This is a genomic window from uncultured Tateyamaria sp., from assembly GCF_947497045.1.
Lineage (GTDB): Bacteria > Pseudomonadota > Alphaproteobacteria > Rhodobacterales > Rhodobacteraceae > Tateyamaria.
This window is the reverse complement of the sequence record NZ_CANMEU010000002.1, coordinates 508,139-521,819: the sequence shown is the minus strand read 5'-3', so window position 1 is coordinate 521,819 and position 13,681 is coordinate 508,139. Positions and strand designations below refer to the sequence as shown.

The following is a 13,681-nucleotide window of genomic DNA, read 5'->3' as shown; positions in this document are numbered from 1 at the left end:
TCGAAATCACCCGGTGATTTCCGTCACTTCCGCCTTTGGGTTTATTGACCCTGCCGGGCGGCACGCGTACACCCGTGATCAGTCAACCTTGCCACTTGACCTCGCACGCTTATATCGCGTGCGCCTCAAAAGGAGCCAAACGTGGAAGAGATGTTGCGGGAGTACCTCCCGATCCTCGTATTTCTGGCCGTCGCCATTGGCCTCGGTCTTGTGCTGATCCTCGCTGCTGTGGTGGTTGCGGTACGCAACCCGGACCCGGAAAAGGTGTCGGCCTACGAGTGTGGGTTCAACGCCTTTGACGATGCCCGGATGAAGTTCGATGTGCGCTTTTATCTGGTGTCGATCCTATTCATCATCTTTGACCTCGAAATAGCGTTCCTGTTTCCGTGGGCCGTTGCCTTCAAGGATGTCAGCATGGCCGGGTTCTGGTCGATGATGGTCTTTCTGGGCATTCTGACGGTCGGCTTCGCCTATGAATGGAAAAAGGGGGCGCTGGAATGGCAGTAACGGATACAGGTTCGCTTGGCCCCGCTTATGCAGGCGGCGACAAGGATCATGCGACCCAGGCCCTGAATGCCGAGTTGCAGGACAAGGGCTTTTTGCTCACCTCCACCGATGACATCATCAACTGGGCGCGCACCGGGTCGTTGCATTGGATGACCTTTGGTCTGGCCTGCTGCGCGGTCGAGATGATGCACACCTCAATGCCCCGCTATGACCTTGAGCGGTTCGGCACCGCCCCGCGCGCCAGCCCGCGCCAGTCGGACCTGATGATCGTGGCCGGCACGCTGACCAACAAGATGGCCCCGGCCCTGCGCAAGGTCTATGACCAGATGCCGGAGCCGCGTTATGTGATTTCGATGGGGTCCTGCGCCAATGGGGGCGGGTACTATCACTACAGCTATTCCGTGGTGCGCGGCTGTGACCGGATCGTGCCGGTTGATGTCTACGTGCCCGGCTGCCCACCCACGGCCGAGGCGTTGCTTTATGGCATCCTGCAATTGCAGCGCAAAATCCGCCGCACCGGCACCATCGTACGCTAAGAGGACACGCATGAGCCAAGCGCTGAACGAACTGGGCACTTATATCGAGGGCAAGCGCCCCGATTGCGTGCTGGCCTGGGATGTGACCCATGGCGAGCTGAATGTGGATGTGGCCCCTTCCAGCATCCTTGGGCTGGTCGAGTTCCTGAAAGTCGACTCCACCTGCCGGTTCTCGTCGCTGGTGGACATCACGGCGGTGGACTATCCCGGCCGGGCCAAGCGGTTCGACGTCGTTTACCATTTTCTGTCGATGTACCAGAACCACCGCATCCGCCTGCGGGTGTCGATCCGTGAGGATCAGATGATGCCGTCGATCACGGATCTGCACCCCTCGGCCAACTGGTTCGAGCGCGAAGTATTCGACATGTTTGGCATCCTGTTCTCGGGCCACCCCGATCTGCGCCGCATCCTCACCGATTACGGCTTTCGGGGCTATCCGCTGCGCAAGGATTTTCCGACTACGGGCTATACCGAAGTGCGCTATGACGAGGTCGAAAAACGGGTGGTCTATGAACCCGTCAGCCTTGTGCAGGAATACCGCCAGTTCGACTTTATGAGCCCGTGGGAGGGTGCCGAATACATCCTGCCCGGTGACGAAAAAGAAGCGGAGGCCAAGTGATGGGCACGCTGATCTGGATTCTGATCGCGGCTGCGACCATCGTTCCGATGTTCAAGCTGTTGCCCCATTTCGGCATCAATCAATATTGGGCCTTTGTTTGCGCGCTGCCCATCGGCGGCACCATCGCGCTGCTGTGGTTTATGGCCCTCAAATTGCAGGAACTGGAGAAGCGGTGATGACCTTCCCTTTTGACGGCTTGCGCGAGGTGACAGCATGATGGACGGCACCAAAGGTTTCGAAGACGCCCTCACCGGCGAGCAGAAAATCCGCAATTTCAACATCAACTTCGGGCCTCAGCACCCGGCGGCACACGGCGTGTTGCGCCTCGTGCTTGAACTGGATGGCGAAGTGGTCGAACGGTGTGACCCGCATATCGGTCTGCTGCACCGTGGCACCGAAAAGCTGATGGAATCACGCACCTACCTGCAAAACCTGCCCTATTTCGACCGGCTCGACTATGTGGCCCCAATGAACCAGGAACATGCCTGGTGTCTGGCCATCGAAAAGCTGACGGGCGTCGAGGTGCCTCGCCGCGCCTCGCTGATCCGCGTGCTGTTCTGCGAGATCGGGCGCGTGCTGAACCACCTGCTGAACATCACCACGCAGGCGCTGGATGTGGGCGCGCTGACCCCGCCGCTCTGGGGCTTTGAAGAGCGTGAGCAGTTGATGATTTTCTACGAACGGGCGTGCGGTGCGCGCCTCCACGCGGCTTATTTCCGCCCCGGCGGCGTGCATCAGGACCTGCCTGACGAATTGCTCGACGATATCGAGGAATGGGCGCACAAGTTCATGTCTGGCTTCATGGAAGACATCGACGGGCTGCTGACCGAAAACCGCATCTTCAAACAGCGCAACGCCGATATCGGGATCGTCACCGAAGAAGACATACTCGAATACGGCTTCTCGGGCGTGATGGTGCGCGGCTCGGGCCTTGCATGGGATTTGCGCCGCGCGCAACCCTATGAATGCTATGACGAATTCGACTTCCAGATCCCGGTGGGCAAGAATGGCGATTGCTATGACCGCTACCTTGTCCGGATGGAGGAGATGCGCCAATCCGTCAGCATCATCAAACAGGCCATCGGCAAGCTGCGTGATTGCCCCGGCGATATTCTGGCCCGTGGCAAGATCACCCCACCAAGCCGGACGGACATGAAAACGTCGATGGAATCGCTGATCCACCACTTCAAACTCTACACCGAAGGCTTCCACGTGCCCGAGGGCGAAGTCTATTGCGCCGTCGAAGCCCCGAAGGGGGAGTTCGGTGTCTATCTGGTGGCGGATGGCTCCAACAAACCCTACCGCGCCAAGATCCGCGCGCCGGGCTTCCTGCACCTGCAAGCAATGGATTACATGAGCACAGGACACCAACTGGCTGATGTTGCTGCGATTATCGGAACAATGGATGTGGTGTTCGGAGAGATCGACCGGTGATCCAGCCCTTCATCTTGCCAAATAAACTCCCGCCGGAGGCACCTGCCGCTTCCACGCAGACAAAGGGACAACACTGATGCTACGTCGTCTCCACGCAGAACAACCCGACACCTTCGCCTTCACCCCCGCCAATCAGGCCTGGGCCGAGGCGCAGATCACCAAGTACCCCGAAGGCCGTCAGGCCAGCGCCATCATTCCGCTGCTGTGGCGCGCGCAGGAGCAAGAGGGCTGGTTGACCCGCCCCGCGATCGAGGCGATCGCGGATATGCTTGATCTGGCCTATATCCGCGCGCTCGAAGTGGCTTCGTTCTACTTCATGTTCCAGTTGCAACCCGTTGGTTCTGTTGCGCATATCCAGGTCTGCGGCACCACGTCCTGCATGATTTGCGGGGCCGAGGACCTTGTGGCGGTCTGCAAGGATAAGATCGCCGCCAAGTCGCATCAGCTGAGCGCGGATGGCAAATTCAGCTGGGAAGAGGTCGAATGCCTCGGGTCCTGCGCCAATGCGCCCATGGCCCAGATCGGCAAGGACTATTACGAGGATCTGACCGCCGCCCGCATGGGCGAGATCATCGACGAACTGGCCGCGGGGCAGGTGCCCACGCCGGGGCCGCAGAACGGGCGCTATGCGGCAGAGCCTCTGTCCGGTCTCACCACCCTCAAGGATGCCGACAGCGGGCGCACGAAATACAATGCCTCTGTCCAGTTGGCGACGGATATCGGCGACACGGTCAAACGTATTGACGGGACCGAAGTGCCGCTGCTCGCCCCATGGGGCAAAGCAAACGAGAATGTCGCCCCAAGCGGGGACATGATGCCCCCCGACAGTCGAGCGGGAAAACAGGGTGGACGCGTCGCGTCTGCAAAGCCTGCTGCGATCGCGGCCAAGGGCAAAAGCAGGCCAGAGGGTGACCGCGTCGCGTCAAAACCCGCCAACTCTCCTGTCGCCACAGGGCCGGGCACCAAGCCCGCCACGCTTGATGCCGCCCGCGCGGGCGGCCCCGACAATCTCAAGATGATTAAGGGCGTCGGTCCCAAACTCGAGACGTTGCTGCACCGCCTTGGCTTTTACCATTTCGATCAGATCGCTGCGTGGAGCGGGGACGAAATCGCGTGGGTCGATCAGAACCTCGAAGGATTCAAGGGCCGCGTCAGCCGCGACAATTGGGTCACTCAGGCCACCGCCTTGGCGGCAGGAGAAGAGACAGAATTTTCCAAACGTGCCAAAAAAGAGGGCACGTACAAGAAGTAGGAGCCTCTAGACGGGGAAGGGACGGTCATGGACAAGAAACAAGGTATGGTAAGTTGCGCACTCGGCTGTTGGCTGGTCGCAGCTCTTGGCGGGGCACTGGCAGCGGTGTTGCTGATGGTGGTCGGGACATGGACGTTCATGCAGGCGGTGTTTGCAGCAGGCGTCGTGTTTGTAATCGCGGGCCTGCTTTTGAACTTCATAATGTGTCGCCCCTTGCCCGCATTGGGCGAAGCACAGGCTGGCAAAGCGGATGATGCGGCCCCCGAAAAACCCAAAGCGGTTGCGACCCCTGCACCGGCCCAAGCTGCGGCACCGGCCAAGGCGGCTGTGACCGCGTCCGAACCGGTCGCGGCTCAGGCCGAAGTTTCAGAGGATAAAGGCACCGCCAAGGCTGCCCCCAAAGCCAAGGCAAAACCAAAGGCCGCGGCCAAGCCGAAAGCCGAAGCCAAGCCGAAAGCTGCCGCCAAAACCAAGGCAAAAGCCGCCCCCGCCGTGGCCGGTGAGGGCAAGAAGCCCGAAACCCTCGGCGCGGCCCGCGCAGGCGGCCCCGATAACCTCAAGCAGATCAAGGGGGTCGGCCCAAAGCTGGAATCGTTGCTGCATTCGATGGGCTTTTACCATTTTGACCAGATCGCGACCTGGGGCACGGACGAAATTGCGTGGGTCGACCAAAACCTCGAAGGGTTCAAGGGCCGCGTCAGCCGCGACGCATGGGTCGATCAGGCCAAGACGCTCGCTGCGGGCGGGACCACCGAGTTTTCGAAGAAAGTCAAAAAGGGCGGCGTTTACTAAGGCATGTCCGCCCCGCTTGATCCCAAACAGGCCCGTCAGGGCCGTATCGCGGCCCTCGTCATTGCGGGGGCCGCTTTGCTGTCGATCTTTGCGCCTGTGATCGTCGGTGTCTTGGGTCTGCCACCCCGGTTCGAGATACTTTTGCTGCTTTTCGCACTGGCTGCGTTCATTTGGGCACTGGTGGTGGCGCTCAGGATTTGGCAAAACAGCCGGGACACATGAAACGGCCCGGCGCGGGGCCGCACCGAGAGGATCTGACATGCTGGCCGACCAGGATCGTATCTTTACCAACTTGTACGGAATGCACGACCGCACGCTGAAAGGCGCGCAGGCGCGGGGCCACTGGGATGGCACTGACAAGCTGATCCAAAAAGGGCGCGACTGGATTGTGCAGGAAATGAAGGATTCGGGCCTGCGCGGGCGCGGCGGCGCGGGCTTTCCCACGGGTCTCAAATGGTCGTTCATGCCCAAGGAAAGCGACGGTCGCCCCAGCTATCTGGTTGTGAACGCCGACGAATCCGAACCCGGCACCTGCAAGGACCGTGAGATCATGCGCCATGATCCCCACACCCTGATCGAAGGGTGCCTGATCGCCTCCTTCGCGATGAACGCCAATGCTTGCTACATCTATATCCGCGGCGAATACATCCGCGAGAAAGAGGCGCTGCAAGCTGCCATCGACGAAGCCTATGATGCTGGTCTGGTTGGCAAAAACGCCGCCGGGTCCGGTTGGGATTTCGAGATTTACCTGCACCACGGGGCAGGGGCCTATATCTGCGGCGAGGAAACCGCACTGCTGGAATCGCTTGAGGGCAAGAAGGGCATGCCACGCATGAAGCCGCCATTTCCCGCGGGTGCGGGCCTTTATGGCTGCCCCACTACGGTGAACAACGTCGAATCCATCGCTGTCGTGCCCACCATCCTGCGTCGGGGCGCGTCTTGGTTTTCCTCGTTTGGCCGTCCCAACAATGCGGGCACCAAACTGTTTGCGATTTCGGGCCATGTGAACAATCCCTGCGTGGTCGAGGAGTCGATGAGCATCTCGTTTGAGGAACTGATCGAAAAGCATTGCGGCGGCATTCGTGGCGGGTGGGACAACCTCAAGGCGGTGATCCCCGGCGGGTCGTCTGTGCCATGTGTGCGCGGTGAAAACATGCGCGATGCGATCATGGATTTCGACGCGCTCAAGGAAAAGGGGTCGTCCCTTGGAACCGCTGCGGTCATCGTGATGGATCAGAGCACGGACATCATCAAGGCGATCTGGCGGCTGTCCAAATTCTACAAACATGAATCCTGCGGGCAATGCACGCCCTGCCGCGAAGGCACAGGCTGGATGATGCGCGTGATGGACCGGTTGGTCAAAGGCGAGGCGGAGGTTGAGGAAATCGACATCCTTCTGGACGTGACCAAACAGGTCGAGGGCCACACGATCTGTGCGCTTGGCGATGCGTCGGCTTGGCCGGTTCAAGGGCTGATCAAGAATTTCCGCGACGAGATCGAAGACCGGATCAACCACAAGAGGATCGCGGCGGAGTAGGAGACTTTCATGCTGAACAATATTGGCTTGCCTGGCATCCTGTTGTTATTGTTTTTGATAATATTCCCACTGATGTTCTGGAAAATCTTTACCAAGGCTGGCTTCAGCGGTTTTTGGGATTTGTTCTCTATTTTGCCAGGTGGAGTGTTTGTGCTGCTACTGGTGTTGGCGTTGGTCGACTGGCCGGCAAATCGCAAATCTGACGCGTAGTCTTTGGCAGCAAAAAGTCACGAGAGGTCCTCAGTCTGACGCGTGTGCTGCTGTGAGTGACGAACTACGAAAGGTGGTTTTTTGGGCGAAATGCCTAGTGGTCTGATCGAAGGTCTCGCAATTCCGTCGCAGCGTAACAGATAAATTCTTGCTGTCGCCGTGACCACGCAGCGCTTTCATCGCGCGAAAATCCATGGCAATAGAGGTCAGTCCACGGCTGACGGCACCCGCCCGCGGCCCAAGAACAGCGCTGAGGCGCGGAGAAGATATGATGACGACGAGCATGACCACATTTCCCCTTCGAAACGCGCGGATGACAGGTGCCCTTTTGATCGCGGCCCTTGCCTTATCAGCCTGCGCAGAGCGCAAGGCCGACCGTGTGGCTTTTGACGGGCAGTTCTTCCGCTCGAATGCGAGCAAGGTCGACAAGCAGCGCAACCAGTTCGAAATCTCGGTCAGCCCGGTATCGGCGTCGCTGGAAGGCGCGCGCGAGGCGGGGCGGTATGAGGCGACCCGCTATTGCATCGGGATCTTTGGATCATCGAATGTTGACTGGATCGAAGGCCCTGACGCCGAGGATGGAACCTTGCGCATTTCCGGTGACAAGCTGCTGTTGCGCGGCACCTGCGCGCCAGAGTGACCACAACCCGAGCAGATGGCGACAAATTGCGCGCTAACGGGTTGTGCAAACCCATGATATTGCATAGCACAAAGGTGTTTTCCCACCTTGCGTTACACCGACGCGACAAGTGGAGAGATATGATGCGCGCAATGACCATAGCCTTGATCCTTAGCCTGACTGCCGGAACCGTTTCGGCGAAACCGCTTTTGCGGGATGTTCCCGAAATCGATGACACGATTCTGGCTGTCGGCATCGCGGACGAGATCCGCAAGAATTGCCCCGACATTTCGGCGCGGGTCTTTCAGGCGTACCGCATCGTGACGGGTTTGAAATCGACGGCCCGTGATCTGGGTTATTCGGATGAAGAAATCGACGCCTACCGCAAGTCTGACACCGAAAAGGCCCGCCTCAAACGCGAGGGCAAAACCTATCTCACGCAGCAGGGCGTGACGGCGGGCGATCCGGCCAGCTATTGCGCCGCAGGGCGTGACGAAATCAAAAAAGGCGGCCAGATTGGCGCCCTACTGAGGATGAACTGACGTATGAGCAACCTCCGCAAGATCATCATTGACGGCAACGAGGTCGAAGTGGACGGGGCCATGACCCTGATCCAGGCCTGCGAAGAGGCGGGCATCGAAATCCCCCGTTTCTGCTATCACGAGCGTCTGTCCATCGCGGGCAACTGCCGGATGTGTCTTGTCGAGGTCGTGGGCGGCCCGCCCAAGCCCGCCGCCTCCTGTGCGATGCAGGTCAAGGATCTGCGCCCCGGCCCCGAAGGCCAGCCCCCCGTCGTCAAGACCAATTCGCCCATGGTCAAGAAGGCCCGCGAGGGCGTCATGGAATTTCTGCTCATCAACCACCCGCTGGATTGCCCGATCTGCGATCAGGGTGGCGAGTGTGATTTGCAGGATCAGGCGATGGCCTATGGCGTCGATTTTTCCCGCTTCCGTGAACCCAAGCGCGCGTTGGATGATCTGGACCTTGGCCCGTTGGTCGAGACCCACATGACCCGCTGCATTTCCTGCACCCGCTGCGTGCGTTTCACGACCGAGGTCGCCGGCATCACCCAAATGGGCCAGACGGGGCGCGGTGAGGATGCCGAGATCACGTCCTATCTGGGCGAGACGCTGGAATCGAACCTGCAAGGCAACATCATTGATCTGTGCCCCGTTGGTGCGCTGGTGTCCAAGCCTTATGCCTTCACCGCCCGCCCGTGGGAACTGACCAAGACCGAAAGCATCGATGTGATGGACGGCATGGGGGCCTCGATCCGCGTTGATACCAAGGGCCGTGAAGTGATGCGTTTTTTGCCGCTCAACCATGACGGCGTGAACGAGGAATGGATTTCGGACAAGACCCGGTTCGTCTGGGACGGTTTGCGCCGCCAGCGGCTGGACAAGCCCTATATTCGCGAAAACGGCAAGCTGCGCGCCGCCACATGGCCCGAAGCACTTGGCAAGGCGGCTGCCGCGATCAAGGGCGCATCTCGTCTGGCCGGCCTCGTCGGCGATCTGGCCCCGGTCGAGGCGGCCTATGCGCTCAAGGCACTGATCGAAGGGCAGGGCGGTATCGTCGAATGCCGCACCGACGGAGCCAAGCTGCCAAGCGGCAACCGCGCCGCCTATGTGGGCACAGCCACCATCGAAGAAATTGACGATGCGGAGATGATCCTGCTGATTGGCACCAACCCCCGCATTGAAGCACCCGTACTCAATGCGCGCATCCGCAAGGCTTGGACCAAAGGGGCCAAGGTCGCGATGATCGGCGAAGCAGTTGATCTGACCTATGACGTCACCAACATTGGCACTGATCGCGCGGCGCTCGAAAATCTGTCGAAAATGGATCACTCCGACAAGCTGGGCAAGCGCGGTGTGATGATTGTCGGCCAAGGGGCCCTCCAAGGCGAAGACGGCGCGGCGGTTCTGGCCATGGCGCAGGCTACGGCCGCGGCTGCGGGTGCCAAGCTGATGGTGTTGCACACGGCTGCGTCCCGTGTCGGGGCAATGGATGTCGGGGCCACCAATGACAACGGCATGGCCGCGATTGATGGGGCCGATGTGATCTACAACCTCGGTACGGACGAGATCGAAATCGGCGACGGCGCTTTTGTGATCTACCAGGGCAGTCACGGGGACCGCGGTGCGCACCGCGCCGATGTGATCCTGCCCGGTGCCGCCTATACCGAAGAGGGCGGGTTGTTTGTCAACACCGAAGGACGGCCACAGCTTGCGGCGCGTGCGAGCTTTGCACCGGGTGAGGCCAAGGAAAATTGGGCGATCCTGCGCGCGCTTTCGGGAGAGATGGACGCGATACTGCCCTTCGACAGCCTTGGTGCGCTGCGCCATCAAATCGTCCAAGCGCATCCGCATCTGGGTGACATCGATGTGATCACCGAGAACGAAGACGAGGCCCTGACGCAAGGCACGCTTGGATCGGGCACTTTCGCGTCACACATCACCGACTTCTACCTGACCAACCCCATCGCACGGGCCAGCCAGTTGATGGCCGAACTCAGCGCGAACGCCAAGGCGCGCCGGACCAAAGCGATGGCCGCCGAATGAAGGCTGCGTGGATCATATCCATGATGCCGCTTGCCGCCTGTGAAACGGTGCCCACAGCCGAGCAGTTCATCCCTGACTATCGCGGGGTCGAAACGCAATTGCTCGCAGATGATCTGGTGCAGTTCAACGTCTCCATGACCAACGCGCTGAGCGCGCAGGACGTGGCCAACTATGCAGAATGCGCTGCCGCGGGATATACGCTGATCCGGGGCTGGGGCTTTGCGCGTCATTTGCGCACAAATGTGAATGAAGAGGCTGGCGTGTGGGCGGCGGATGCTGTTTACACCATCTCGCCAGCCCTGCCACGTGGGATCAAGACCATCGACGCCGAAGTCGTGGCCGCATCCTGCGCGGAGAAGGGAATACCGACGGTGTGAGGATACATGGCTGACTTCTTTACCACTCCTGGCGGCATCGCCGTCCTGATCCTTGCCCAAGTGCTTGCGGTTGTAGCGTTCGTCATGGTTTCGCTGCTGTTTCTGGTCTATGGTGACCGCAAAATCTGGGCTGCGGTCCAGATGCGGCGCGGGCCAAACGTGGTGGGCACCTTTGGCCTGCTGCAAACTGTGGCGGATGCCGTAAAATACATTGTCAAAGAGGTTGTGGTGCCTGCGGGCGCGGACAAGACCGTGTTCATGCTCGCACCTATGACCAGCTTTGTGCTCGCGATGGTGGCCTGGGCCGTGATCCCGTTCAACGATGGTTGGGTGCTGAGCGATATCAACGTCGCAATCCTTTATGTGTTCGCGATTTCCTCGCTTGAAGTCTATGGCGTGATCATGGGTGGATGGGCGTCGAACTCGAAATATCCCTTCCTTGGTTCGCTGCGCTCTGCGGCGCAGATGATTTCCTATGAAGTGTCCATCGGGTTGATCATCATCGGGGTGATCCTGTCCACCGGCTCGCTGAACTTCGGGGCTATCGTGAACGCGCAGGACACTGGATATGGGTTCTTTGGCTGGTACTGGCTGCCGCATCTTCCCATGGTTTTCCTGTTCTTCATCAGTGCGTTGGCCGAAACGAACCGCCCACCTTTTGACTTGCCCGAGGCCGAGTCCGAACTGGTGGCGGGCTATCAGGTCGAATACTCATCGACCCCGTTCCTGCTGTTCATGGCCGGGGAATATATCGCGATCTTCCTGATGTGTGCGCTGATGTCGCTGCTGTTCTTTGGCGGCTGGCTGTCGCCCATTCCCGGCCTGCCGGATGGCGTGTTGTGGATGGTGGGCAAGATGGCGTTCTTCTTCTTCCTGTTTGCGATGATCAAGGCGATCACGCCGCGCTACCGCTATGACCAGCTGATGCGCCTTGGGTGGAAGGTGTTTTTGCCCTTCAGCCTTGTCTGGGTCGTGTTCGTGGCCTTTGCGGCCAAGTTTGACTGGTTCTGGGGCATCTATGCCCGTTGGGCGACAGGAGCGTAAAGATGGGTCTTGCAGATGCGATCTCGGGAAGTTCAGAACATGATCTGGCAGATCTGACGGCCTTTATTGTGGCCGAATGCGAGATGTGTACGCAGGATGCAGACGGGTCCAGAGTGGACATAGACAACGATGACGTGATCGCCGCCTTCAAGGCGTGGGCGGGCTTGAAACGAGATGGACAGGACGACTGACATGACTCAGATCGATTATGGCCGCGCGGCGAAATACTTTCTGCTTCAGGATTTCTGGGTGGGCATGAAGCTGGGCCTGAAATACTTTTTCGCGCCCAAGGCGACGCTGAACTACCCGCACGAAAAGGGGCCGCTGAGCCCGCGTTTCCGGGGCGAGCACGCGCTGCGCCGCTATCCCAATGGCGAAGAACGCTGCATTGCCTGCAAGCTGTGCGAGGCAGTCTGCCCCGCTCAGGCCATCACCATCGACGCTGAACCGCGCGAAGACGGCAGCCGCCGCACCACCCGCTATGATATCGACATGACCAAGTGCATCTATTGCGGCTTTTGCCAAGAGGCGTGCCCGGTCGATGCCATCGTCGAGGGGCCGAATTTCGAGTTCAGCACCGAAACCCGCGAAGAGCTGTATTACGACAAGGACAAGCTGCTGGCCAATGGCGAGCGGTGGGAAGCCGAAATCGCGCGCAACCTCGAACTGGATGCCCCCTACCGATGAGCGAGCCGATCAACCCCTTTGCTGCGATGCTTGAGCAGGTGCAGGAAATGACCAAGTCGTTTCCGCAAATGCAGGCGTTCGACCCCAAGGCGCTTGAGGCGATGTGGCCGACCATGCCCAAAGAGGTGATGGAGCAGTGGTTCGGCAATGCGCTGAACGAGGACGGGCTGGATGCCAGAACCAGGCTGCTGTTGACCCTTGCGGGCCTCACCATGCAGGGCGCGCAAGCTGATACGGCGGTGCGCCAGACGGTGCGCCACGCGCGCGCAGCCGGTGCCACAGACCAGCAGATTTCCGAGACCCTGGGCATGATGGCGATGTTTGCCGGTGTGCCCGCGGTGACCCGTGCCACCGGGCTCGCCCAAGAAGTCATGGCCGAAGATAAGGACAAGACATGAGTGTATTTGCCTTTTACCTTTTCGCGATCAGCGTGATCACCGGGGGGCTGTTCACCGTCATCAGCCGCAACCCGGTCCACTCCGTCTTGTGGTTGATCCTCTCGTTCCTCTCGGCGGCGGGCCTGTTCGTCCTGCTTGGGGCCGAGTTCGTCGCGATGTTGCTTATCATCGTTTATGTGGGCGCGGTCGCCGTGTTGTTCCTGTTCGTGGTGATGATGCTGGATGTGGATTTCGCCGAACTGAAGGCCGAGATGGCGCGCTATATGCCACTGGCCCTGCTGATTGCGGTCGTGATCCTGATGCAGTTCGTGATGGCCTTTGGCGCGTGGGAAAGCAATGCGGCCGCCGAGGGCTTGCGTGCCCAGTTGACGCCCGTGGATCGCCACAACACCGAAGCCCTGGGCATGATCCTTTATGATCAGTACTTCCTGTTGTTCCAGCTTGCTGGCCTGATCCTGCTGGTTGCGATGATCGGGGCGATTGTGCTGACGCTACGCCACCGTTCGGATGTGAAACGGCAGGATGTGGTCGCCCAGATGATGCGCGACCCTGCTGTTGCGATGGAGCTGAAAGACGTCAAACCGGGGCAGGGACTGTAAGGCATGACGGCGCGGGTCGCATATATCCTCTCGGGTGTCCTGGCGCTGGTCGGCGCGCAAGCGGCGGCGCTGACGCTGGCCCAGTGCGACCGGACCACCCACATCTCGCATGGGGGTGAGGCGGATCATGTCGATCTTGGCCAAGGCCGTGTGATGTGGCGCGACTGGTGGAGCCAGGAGGGGACTGCGACGTCGTTTACCCTCGTGGACTGCACGCCCGGCACAGCGCTGAGCTTTCGCAGCCAGGAAGAGAATATGGGCACGCGCCTGCCATTCAACCGCACCGAAAGGGCGCTGGCCGTGATTGCGCAGCATGAGCAGGGCGCGCGCGCCTTTGCGACCTTTCCCCGTATCGCGCAGGACCTTGATGGGATTGCCCGCGATATCACCATTGCCACCCTGCGCGCAGAGCCTTGCGCCTGTGCCGCGCTTTATCCAGAGGCGCGCGGGGAAAAAACAGAGTTCAAGCTTGCCGGGTAAGTCCTGCTGGCCAGATTAGGAAAGAC

At 60.0% G+C, this 13,681-nt stretch carries 21 protein-coding genes; 20 read left to right on the top strand and 1 reads right to left on the bottom strand.

The window, feature by feature from the left end:
• Positions 1 to 141: 141 nt before the first annotated feature.
• From Q0859_RS06105 to Q0859_RS06060, 10 genes are all read left to right on the top strand, one after another.
• Complete coding sequence (locus Q0859_RS06105) at positions 142 to 507, top strand: NADH-quinone oxidoreductase subunit A (protein WP_299148672.1); 366 nt, start codon at positions 142 to 144, stop codon at positions 505 to 507.
• Positions 498 to 1,043, top strand: a complete 546-nt coding sequence (locus Q0859_RS06100) for an NADH-quinone oxidoreductase subunit B (protein ID WP_222520373.1) — start codon at positions 498 to 500, stop codon at positions 1,041 to 1,043. The genes Q0859_RS06105 and Q0859_RS06100 overlap by 10 nt, the downstream gene beginning before the upstream one ends.
• A 10-nt stretch (positions 1,044 to 1,053) precedes the next feature.
• Positions 1,054 to 1,662 carry an NADH-quinone oxidoreductase subunit C gene (locus tag Q0859_RS06095; RefSeq protein ID WP_299148667.1) on the top strand — a complete coding sequence of 203 codons (609 nt, stop codon included), beginning with the start codon at positions 1,054 to 1,056 and terminating at the stop codon, positions 1,660 to 1,662.
• Positions 1,662 to 1,838, top strand: a complete 177-nt coding sequence (locus tag Q0859_RS06090) for a hypothetical protein (RefSeq protein WP_299148665.1) — start codon at positions 1,662 to 1,664, stop codon at positions 1,836 to 1,838. The genes Q0859_RS06095 and Q0859_RS06090 overlap by 1 nt, the downstream gene beginning before the upstream one ends.
• A gap of 40 nt (positions 1,839 to 1,878) precedes the next feature.
• On the top strand, positions 1,879 to 3,096 hold the full coding sequence (locus tag Q0859_RS06085; protein ID WP_299148664.1) for an NADH-quinone oxidoreductase subunit D: 1,218 nt from the start codon (positions 1,879 to 1,881) through the stop codon (positions 3,094 to 3,096).
• A 76-nt stretch (positions 3,097 to 3,172) separates the two neighbouring features.
• A complete protein-coding gene (locus Q0859_RS06080) occupies positions 3,173 to 4,348 on the top strand; it encodes an NADH-quinone oxidoreductase subunit E (RefSeq protein WP_299148662.1) in 1,176 nt (391 codons plus the stop codon).
• 27 nt (positions 4,349 to 4,375) lie between these two features.
• Positions 4,376 to 5,140, top strand: coding sequence for an endonuclease (locus tag Q0859_RS06075; protein ID WP_299148660.1), 765 nt, complete (start codon positions 4,376 to 4,378; stop codon positions 5,138 to 5,140).
• A 3-nt stretch (positions 5,141 to 5,143) separates the two neighbouring features.
• The gene (locus tag Q0859_RS06070; RefSeq protein ID WP_299148657.1) at positions 5,144 to 5,362 is read left to right on the top strand and encodes a DUF5337 family protein; all 219 of its coding nucleotides are present in this window, start codon (positions 5,144 to 5,146) and stop codon (positions 5,360 to 5,362) included.
• Positions 5,363 to 5,399: 37 nt separating this feature from the next.
• The gene (nuoF, locus tag Q0859_RS06065; RefSeq protein ID WP_299148656.1) at positions 5,400 to 6,677 is read left to right on the top strand and encodes an NADH-quinone oxidoreductase subunit NuoF; all 1,278 of its coding nucleotides are present in this window, start codon (positions 5,400 to 5,402) and stop codon (positions 6,675 to 6,677) included.
• Between the two features lie 9 nt (positions 6,678 to 6,686).
• Positions 6,687 to 6,887 carry a hypothetical protein gene (locus tag Q0859_RS06060; RefSeq protein WP_299148654.1) on the top strand — a complete coding sequence of 67 codons (201 nt, stop codon included), beginning with the start codon at positions 6,687 to 6,689 and terminating at the stop codon, positions 6,885 to 6,887.
• A gap of 30 nt (positions 6,888 to 6,917) precedes the next feature.
• Here the strand turns inward: Q0859_RS06060 and Q0859_RS06055 are convergent, their stop codons facing one another.
• Positions 6,918 to 7,172 carry a hypothetical protein gene (locus Q0859_RS06055; protein ID WP_299148652.1) on the bottom strand — a complete coding sequence of 85 codons (255 nt, stop codon included), beginning with the start codon at positions 7,170 to 7,172 and terminating at the stop codon, positions 6,918 to 6,920.
• Between Q0859_RS06055 and Q0859_RS06050 the strand changes: the two genes are divergently transcribed.
• The 10 genes from Q0859_RS06050 (at position 7,171) to Q0859_RS06005 (ending at position 13,655) form a co-directional block, all read left to right on the top strand.
• Positions 7,171 to 7,527 carry a hypothetical protein gene (locus Q0859_RS06050; RefSeq protein WP_299148650.1) on the top strand — a complete coding sequence of 119 codons (357 nt, stop codon included), beginning with the start codon at positions 7,171 to 7,173 and terminating at the stop codon, positions 7,525 to 7,527. The genes Q0859_RS06055 and Q0859_RS06050 overlap by 2 nt on opposite strands.
• Before the next feature lie 122 nt (positions 7,528 to 7,649).
• Positions 7,650 to 8,048 (top strand): DUF5333 domain-containing protein, encoded by a 399-nt coding sequence (locus Q0859_RS06045; protein ID WP_299148647.1) that lies wholly within the window; start codon positions 7,650 to 7,652, stop codon positions 8,046 to 8,048.
• Between the two features lie 3 nt (positions 8,049 to 8,051).
• Entirely contained in the window at positions 8,052 to 10,070 is a 2,019-nt protein-coding gene (gene nuoG, locus Q0859_RS06040; RefSeq protein WP_299148645.1) for an NADH-quinone oxidoreductase subunit NuoG, read from the top strand.
• Between the two features lie 20 nt (positions 10,071 to 10,090).
• Entirely contained in the window at positions 10,091 to 10,447 is a 357-nt protein-coding gene (locus Q0859_RS06035; RefSeq protein WP_299148643.1) for a hypothetical protein, read from the top strand.
• Positions 10,448 to 10,453: 6 nt separating this feature from the next.
• A complete protein-coding gene (gene nuoH / locus Q0859_RS06030; protein WP_299148641.1) occupies positions 10,454 to 11,491 on the top strand; it encodes an NADH-quinone oxidoreductase subunit NuoH in 1,038 nt (345 codons plus the stop codon).
• 2 nt (positions 11,492 to 11,493) lie between these two features.
• On the top strand, positions 11,494 to 11,682 hold the full coding sequence (locus tag Q0859_RS06025; protein ID WP_299148639.1) for a hypothetical protein: 189 nt from the start codon (positions 11,494 to 11,496) through the stop codon (positions 11,680 to 11,682).
• A gap of 1 nt (position 11,683) precedes the next feature.
• A complete protein-coding gene (gene nuoI / locus Q0859_RS06020; protein WP_299148637.1) occupies positions 11,684 to 12,178 on the top strand; it encodes an NADH-quinone oxidoreductase subunit NuoI in 495 nt (164 codons plus the stop codon).
• Positions 12,175 to 12,576 (top strand): carboxymuconolactone decarboxylase family protein, encoded by a 402-nt coding sequence (locus tag Q0859_RS06015; RefSeq protein WP_299148635.1) that lies wholly within the window; start codon positions 12,175 to 12,177, stop codon positions 12,574 to 12,576. The genes nuoI and Q0859_RS06015 overlap by 4 nt, the downstream gene beginning before the upstream one ends.
• Complete coding sequence (locus tag Q0859_RS06010; RefSeq protein ID WP_299148633.1) at positions 12,573 to 13,175, top strand: NADH-quinone oxidoreductase subunit J; 603 nt, start codon at positions 12,573 to 12,575, stop codon at positions 13,173 to 13,175. The genes Q0859_RS06015 and Q0859_RS06010 overlap by 4 nt, the downstream gene beginning before the upstream one ends.
• 3 nt (positions 13,176 to 13,178) lie before the next feature.
• Positions 13,179 to 13,655: a hypothetical protein gene (locus Q0859_RS06005; protein WP_299148631.1), complete on the top strand. Its 477-nt coding sequence runs from the start codon at positions 13,179 to 13,181 to the stop codon at positions 13,653 to 13,655.
• Positions 13,656 to 13,681 lie beyond the last annotated feature (26 nt).

Coding starts and splice junctions, on each gene's coding strand:
- nuoF (WP_299148656.1), top strand. CDS start 5,400: ATGCTGGCCGACCAGGATCGTATCTTTACCAACTTGTACGGAATGCAC.
- Q0859_RS06015 (WP_299148635.1), top strand. CDS start 12,175: ATGAGCGAGCCGATCAACCCCTTTGCTGCGATGCTTGAGCAGGTGCAG.
- Q0859_RS06095 (WP_299148667.1), top strand. CDS start 1,054: ATGAGCCAAGCGCTGAACGAACTGGGCACTTATATCGAGGGCAAGCGC.
- nuoG (WP_299148645.1), top strand. CDS start 8,052: ATGAGCAACCTCCGCAAGATCATCATTGACGGCAACGAGGTCGAAGTG.
- Q0859_RS06060 (WP_299148654.1), top strand. CDS start 6,687: ATGCTGAACAATATTGGCTTGCCTGGCATCCTGTTGTTATTGTTTTTG.
- Q0859_RS06055 (WP_299148652.1), bottom strand. CDS start 7,172: ATGCTCGTCGTCATCATATCTTCTCCGCGCCTCAGCGCTGTTCTTGGG.
- nuoI (WP_299148637.1), top strand. CDS start 11,684: ATGACTCAGATCGATTATGGCCGCGCGGCGAAATACTTTCTGCTTCAG.
- Q0859_RS06090 (WP_299148665.1), top strand. CDS start 1,662: ATGGGCACGCTGATCTGGATTCTGATCGCGGCTGCGACCATCGTTCCG.
- Q0859_RS06025 (WP_299148639.1), top strand. CDS start 11,494: ATGGGTCTTGCAGATGCGATCTCGGGAAGTTCAGAACATGATCTGGCA.
- nuoH (WP_299148641.1), top strand. CDS start 10,454: ATGGCTGACTTCTTTACCACTCCTGGCGGCATCGCCGTCCTGATCCTT.
- Q0859_RS06070 (WP_299148657.1), top strand. CDS start 5,144: ATGTCCGCCCCGCTTGATCCCAAACAGGCCCGTCAGGGCCGTATCGCG.
- Q0859_RS06045 (WP_299148647.1), top strand. CDS start 7,650: ATGCGCGCAATGACCATAGCCTTGATCCTTAGCCTGACTGCCGGAACC.
- Q0859_RS06035 (WP_299148643.1), top strand. CDS start 10,091: ATGATGCCGCTTGCCGCCTGTGAAACGGTGCCCACAGCCGAGCAGTTC.
- Q0859_RS06050 (WP_299148650.1), top strand. CDS start 7,171: ATGACCACATTTCCCCTTCGAAACGCGCGGATGACAGGTGCCCTTTTG.
- Q0859_RS06010 (WP_299148633.1), top strand. CDS start 12,573: ATGAGTGTATTTGCCTTTTACCTTTTCGCGATCAGCGTGATCACCGGG.
- Q0859_RS06080 (WP_299148662.1), top strand. CDS start 3,173: ATGCTACGTCGTCTCCACGCAGAACAACCCGACACCTTCGCCTTCACC.
- Q0859_RS06100 (WP_222520373.1), top strand. CDS start 498: ATGGCAGTAACGGATACAGGTTCGCTTGGCCCCGCTTATGCAGGCGGC.
- Q0859_RS06075 (WP_299148660.1), top strand. CDS start 4,376: ATGGACAAGAAACAAGGTATGGTAAGTTGCGCACTCGGCTGTTGGCTG.
- Q0859_RS06085 (WP_299148664.1), top strand. CDS start 1,879: ATGGACGGCACCAAAGGTTTCGAAGACGCCCTCACCGGCGAGCAGAAA.
- Q0859_RS06005 (WP_299148631.1), top strand. CDS start 13,179: ATGACGGCGCGGGTCGCATATATCCTCTCGGGTGTCCTGGCGCTGGTC.